Origin of the sequence: Taibaiella soli (genome assembly GCF_003236175.1) — a bacterium.
Taxonomy (GTDB): domain Bacteria; phylum Bacteroidota; class Bacteroidia; order Chitinophagales; family Chitinophagaceae; genus QKTW01.
In genome coordinates this window covers 1-2,930 of the sequence record NZ_QKTW01000027.1, presented here as the reverse complement: position 1 = coordinate 2,930, position 2,930 = coordinate 1, and the positions used below count along the sequence as shown (strand labels likewise).

3 protein-coding genes are annotated in these 2,930 nt (G+C 42.5%); 1 reads left to right on the top strand and 2 read right to left on the bottom strand.

The features are described from left to right. Positions 1 to 341 precede the first annotated feature (341 nt). Positions 342 to 1,076, bottom strand: a complete 735-nt coding sequence (locus DN068_RS19870) for a hypothetical protein (RefSeq protein ID WP_111000703.1) — start codon at positions 1,074 to 1,076, stop codon at positions 342 to 344. A gap of 298 nt (positions 1,077 to 1,374) precedes the next feature. On the opposite strand from DN068_RS19870, the gene DN068_RS21995 reads away from it, so the two are divergent. Then, on the top strand, positions 1,375 to 1,659 hold the full coding sequence (locus tag DN068_RS21995; RefSeq protein ID WP_123985423.1) for a hypothetical protein: 285 nt from the start codon (positions 1,375 to 1,377) through the stop codon (positions 1,657 to 1,659). Between the two features lie 70 nt (positions 1,660 to 1,729). On the opposite strand, the gene DN068_RS19865 is transcribed toward DN068_RS21995, so the two are convergent. After that, positions 1,730 to 2,503: a DUF1223 domain-containing protein gene (locus tag DN068_RS19865; RefSeq protein WP_111000702.1), complete on the bottom strand. Its 774-nt coding sequence runs from the start codon at positions 2,501 to 2,503 to the stop codon at positions 1,730 to 1,732. Positions 2,504 to 2,930 lie beyond the last annotated feature (427 nt).

Here is a 2,930-nt window from a genome sequence, read left to right as displayed (position 1 = left end):
GCGTAAGTCTACTCCAGCGAGCGGATTTTTTGTATGTCACGCTGAGGAACGAAGCGTCCCGAGCTATATGGATTACTCACAATAAGCGTTTTCACTCCCGATAGCCCAAACAACGCGGGACCCTTCCTTCGTCAGGGTGACAAATGCAAGTAACATATCGCGTGTATTAACGGCAACGGGGCATTCCTCACATAACGAAAGCCCATGTTCCTTCACGAAACATGGGCTTTCTTGTTTAAAAATCAAATCAATGGTCAGACGACATCAGAGTCGTCCGACCATTGCCGGATAATTGTGAAAACTGTAAACTGCCAACTGTTAATTGTTCACTATCAGCTACCCTATCGTTTCCTAAAACTATACACATTTGCAGCTTTCAGTTCATTACTCTTAGCACCATACAGCACTTTTATATATTGCTTTACTGATCTTGCCAGAGCGGTAAGACCAGAATCGGGTTTGTACAATATCTGATCACGTTGTGAAATGAGCAGCTTGAGTTTGGCAGCGGCACGTACCGCATCATCATTTACATCTTTGAGCAGTGAGAGACGAGCCTGTAAGCCTATCACCGTAATCTCGGTTTCGTTTGGTGCGTAGCCGGGTTCTGTTGCTATAACGGCAATCAGTTTATCGAAATGTGTAATGATTGCATCAAAACTTGTCTGAGCTGCAGATCTTGCTTTCGGAGCTTCCGTCGTTTCATTTGCATCTGAGGCTGACGCTACGGTTCCTAAACGTTTACCTCTGATTTTAGCTATATAATGTTTAGCAGTTTTGATTGCAACAGACAAAGGATTTACTACTTGTAGCGTAACACTGGCTTTTACCGCCAGTTTTTTAGTGTCTTCAAATAAGCTTTGCCGGTTTTGGACTGCCTGCGACAACTGAATCTCTGCTGTTGCAACCTGATCCATGACAGCAGTTGCTGTATTATAATACTCATTAAGCTTTTCAATCGTCATATCTGCTCTACTAGGCTGGTAAGCACTTTTGAGCGATTCACAGAAATGGATAAGGCCTTTAAAGTTTGCCACATTCTTGTAGTGTCCTGTTTCTGAATTTACACTAGTCATATTCTATATCTTTTGGGGATGGTATGCCAACAACCATGCCAATCTTTTTAGACGCGAGCATCTATCAAAGCTTTTCTGACTACAATGCATTGCTATTCATAGAAAAGAAATTATTGCCATTCCTAAAATCCCGGTCTCCAACGGCTGCTATACAATTGACGTAAGCAACTATACAAATGACGGAGACAAGTATACAAACGCAGTAGGTAAGTATACAAATACAGTAAGCAAGTATACAAATGACGGGAGCAAGTATACGAATGCAGTAGGTAAGTATACAAATACAGTAGCTAAGTATATGAATGACGCAAGCAAGTATACAAATACAGTAAGCAAGTATACGAATGCAGTAAGCAAGTATACAAATGACGGGAGCAAGTATACGAATGCAGTAGGTAACTATATAAATGACGTAAGCAAGTATACAATTGCAGTAGCTAAGTATACCAATGACGGGAGCAAGTATACCAATGACACAGGCATATATAACAATGACAGAGAAGCTATACAAAACCTCACAACGCAAGATAAAATTACGTGGATACCTGCTTGCTTAGATTGCTTCGTTCCTCGCAAAAACTAACGCAAGTGAATACAACACCACTGACGATACTTGCGTTGGCAATCCCCTCTTTTAAGATGGTTAGAGAGGTTTAATTATCTAGTATAACTCGTGTCGCTGCTTTAATCGGTCCGGTTCCGTTTTGCAGCCAGCCGATTACTTCCCAGCTTTTCGGATCAAACTCAGTTGGCAAGTCAACTATTACTTTAGATTGACCATCTTTCAGATTGAAATGATAAAGCTTGCGTACAATCTGCGCATGTGATAATGTACGGCCTTCGTTTTCGCCGGCACGTACATGACTGATTGCATGACGCTGCACCACTGCTAATACTAATTCTTCTCGATCTGTATTTCCACTGGTTTCGTAATTGACAAACATCTGATGACTACCAATGTTGCCTTTCAAAGTCAATGTCTGTGTTGGACTTGCAGCCAATGCCCTATCTATCCCATTATGCACTGCCGATTTATCGGAACCGATACATTCAGTCGTACCATTAATTACTAATTGTGGTGTATAAACATCTGCGCCAAGATGCGTGTTATAATCATACTGACGTTGGGAAAATGCGGCATCGCTAAATGCATCTTTCCATCCCAAACGATCCCAATAATCTACATGGTATGCCAGAACATAAACTGGTTTTGTACCCGCACCTGCTGCAATCTGTGCGAGCAATTCCTCTGCTGGCGGACAGCTGGAACAACCTTCTGAGCTAAATAGTTCTAACACTGCAAAACCATTGCCGGTATTGGCCGGCACATCTGTGCGACAAGACATTGCACTTGTGGAAATAAAAGCGCCTGCAATTAATCCGATAGCGATAAGAATAGATCTCCGGGAAATTTTTATCTGTTTCATTTTCTTTTGAATTTTAATAAATCAAAAGTACCGGAGAACAAAACGGGCGCCTAACTACAATACCGTGAAGTGGACAAATAACACCTCGAAACCACTGATTGGGCGTCTCATTATATTAAGGTATCAACTTCTCACCTCTAATGCTTCGACTCCGCTCAGCATGACAAACGCGAGTACGTACGATGTGTAAACGTGTAAACGTATCAACGTGTCACCACTCATGCTTCGCCTCCGCTCAGCATGACAAACGCGAGTACGTACGACGTGTAAACGTGTAAACGCATCAACGTGTCGCCACTAATGCTTCGACTCCGCTCAGCATGACAAACGCGGGTACGTACGATGTGTAAACGTGTAAACGTATCAACGTGTCACCACTAATGCTTCGACTCCGCTCAGCATGACAAATGCGAGTACGTACGACGCG

Bases quoted from the DNA above. Each gene is read 5' to 3' on its own strand.
- DN068_RS19865 (WP_111000702.1), bottom strand. From the start codon at position 2,503: ATGAAACAGATAAAAATTTCCCGGAGATCTATTCTTATCGCTATCGGA.
- DN068_RS19870 (WP_111000703.1), bottom strand. From the start codon at position 1,076: ATGACTAGTGTAAATTCAGAAACAGGACACTACAAGAATGTGGCAAAC.
- DN068_RS21995 (WP_123985423.1), top strand. From the start codon at position 1,375: ATGAATGACGCAAGCAAGTATACAAATACAGTAAGCAAGTATACGAAT.